The organism is Mesorhizobium sp. M7A.F.Ca.CA.004.12.1.1 (assembly GCF_003997835.1).
Lineage (GTDB): Bacteria > Pseudomonadota > Alphaproteobacteria > Rhizobiales > Rhizobiaceae > Mesorhizobium.
This window is the reverse complement of the sequence record NZ_RZRK01000873.1, coordinates 1-2,497: the sequence shown is the minus strand read 5'-3', so window position 1 is coordinate 2,497 and position 2,497 is coordinate 1. Positions and strand designations below refer to the sequence as shown.

The 2,497-nt window shown below is 62.5% G+C and carries 2 protein-coding genes; one reads left to right on the top strand and one right to left on the bottom strand.

What is annotated here, in order from left to right; all coding sequences use genetic code 11:
• Positions 1–185: 185 nt before the first annotated feature.
• The gene (locus EN984_RS31040; protein ID WP_127269897.1) at positions 186–998 is read left to right on the top strand and encodes a VOC family protein; all 813 of its coding nucleotides are present in this window, start codon (positions 186–188) and stop codon (positions 996–998) included.
• A gap of 176 nt (positions 999–1,174) precedes the next feature.
• On the opposite strand, the gene purB is transcribed toward EN984_RS31040, so the two are convergent.
• Positions 1,175–2,482 carry an adenylosuccinate lyase gene (gene purB, locus EN984_RS31035; RefSeq protein WP_127269895.1) on the bottom strand — a complete coding sequence of 436 codons (1,308 nt, stop codon included), beginning with the start codon at positions 2,480–2,482 and terminating at the stop codon, positions 1,175–1,177.
• Between the last annotated feature and the right edge of the window lie 15 nt (positions 2,483–2,497).

Below are 2,497 nucleotides of genomic sequence, written 5' to 3'. Positions count from 1 at the left end.
AGTGAACACCATGTTCGCTTCTTCGCGTCTTGTGTGAACGATGCAGATGGACGATCTGTGGTCAGGAAAAGAAACAGCCGTGCGCGGGAACCCTGACTTTGGAACTGACACGACGTACAATGATCGGCGGAGTGGGGCTTCTCGCTTTGGGAGCTTCATCGCAGGCCGGTCGAACGGAGCATTCGATGAGCGAGTTGCCTTTTGCCGCCACCACCCCGGTCAGCGTTGCCCGCGTCGGGCTGAAGGCGCGCGACGCGGAAAGCCTTGCCGCCTATTACCGCGAAATTGTCGGTCTGCAGGAGTTGAGCCGTGCCGATGGCGCGATCACCCTGGGCGCCGCCAACCGTCCCTTGTTGGTGCTTGAGCAGGACGCTTCAGCCAAGCCGGATGATCCGCGCAGCGCCGGGCTGTTCCACACCGCCTTCCTGCTGCCCAGCCGCGCCGACCTCGGCCGCTGGATCAACCACGCCATATCAAACAAGATCGCGATCGAGGGCGCTTCCGACCATCTGGTCAGCGAAGCCCTGTACCTGACCGATCCCGAAGGCAATGGCATCGAGATCTATGCCGACCGCCGTCCGCAGGACTGGAAGTGGAACGGCGACAAGATTGCCATGGCGACAGAACGGCTGAACATTCCGTCCGTCGTTGCCGAAGTGCCGGCGGGTGATGCCGGCTGGCAGGGTACGCCGGAAAACAGCATCGTCGGCCATGTCCACCTGCGTGTCGGCAGGCCGGAAGACGCCGAAGCCTGGTGGAACCAGGAATTTGGCTTCGACACCATGGCCAAATACGGTGGCCAGGCGGTGTTCCTGTCGTCGGGCGGCTATCATCACCACATCGGCGCCAACGCCTGGCAGAGTTCAGGCGCCGGCCGCCGCGATTCGAGCCGGTCGGGCCTTGCCTGGGTCGAGATGCGTTCGGACAAGGTGACGAGCCCGGCAACCCGCGAAGATCCGTGGGGCACGGTGATCAGGACTATTCCCGCCAAGGCTTGAGAGCGTCTTTCTCCCCGTCACTATACGGGGAGAAATGCCCGGCAGGGAAATGAGGGGCAGCGCCAAAGTCGTGAATTTGTCAAAGCGTGAATGGTTGCGATCGTCGCCGAAGTCGGCACCGCCCCTCATCCGCCTGCCGGCACCTTCTCCCCGTATAGTGACGGGGAGAAGGAAGCTCAGGCTTCCCCAAACACCCGCTTGAAGATCGTGTCGACATGCTTGGTATGATAGCCCAAGTCGAATTTCTCGCGGATTTCGGCTTCCGGCAGCGCTGCGGTCACTTCCTTGTCGGCCAAAAGTTCCTCAAGGAAATCAGCGCCTTGCTCCCACACTCTCATGGCGTTGCGCTGCACCAGCCGGTAGGAGTCTTCGCGCGACAGGCCGGCTTGGGTCAGCGCCAGCATGACGCGCTGCGAATGCACGAGGCCGCGGAACTTGTTCATGTTCTTCAGCATGTTGTCGGGATAGACGAGCAGCTTGTCGACGACGCCGGTCAGCCGTGACAGTGCGAAATCGAGCGTCACGGTGGCATCCGGGCCGATCATGCGCTCGACCGAGGAGTGCGAGATGTCGCGCTCGTGCCAGAGCGCCACATTTTCCATCGCCGGCAGCGCCATGGAGCGCACCATGCGGGCAAGACCGGTGAGGTTTTCGGTCAGCACCGGGTTGCGCTTGTGCGGCATGGCCGACGAGCCCTTCTGGCCCGGCGAAAAATACTCTTCAGCTTCCAGCACTTCGGTGCGCTGCAAATGCCGGATTTCGATCGACAGCCGCTCGACCGACGAGGCGATGACGCCGAGCGTGGCAAAGAACATGGCGTGGCGGTCGCGCGGGATCACTTGCGTCGACACCGGCTCGGGCTTCAGGCCGAGCTTTGCCGCCACATGCTCCTCGACATAGGGGTCGATGTTGGCGAAGGTGCCGACCGCGCCCGAAATCGCGCAGGTGGCGATGTCTTCGCGCGCGTGCACCAACCGCTCGCGGCAGCGCGAGAATTCGGCATAGGCCTGCGCCAGCTTGACGCCAAAGGTCGTCGGCTCGGCATGGATGCCATGGCTGCGGCCGATGGTGACGGTGTCCTTGTGCTCGAAGGCGCGGCGCTTAAGCGCTGCAAGCAAGCCATCGATGTCGGCGAGCAGGATGTCGCTGGCGCGGGTAAGCTGCACCGCAAAGCAGGTGTCGAGAACATCGGACGAGGTCATCCCCTGGTGGATGAAGCGGGCGTCCGGTCCGACGAATTCGGCAAGATGGGTCAGGAAGGCGATGACGTCATGCTTGGTGACGCGCTCGATCTCGTCGATCGCCTCGACATCGAATTTTGCCGCCCCGCCCTTTTCCCAGATGGTTTTTGCCGCTTCCCTGGGGATGACGCCGAGTTCGGCCAACGCGTCGCAGGCATAGGCTTCGATCTCGAACCAGATGCGGAACCGGGTTTCTGGCGACCAGATGGCGACCATTTCCGGCCGGGAATAGCGAGGGATCATCGGTCAGTCCTGACA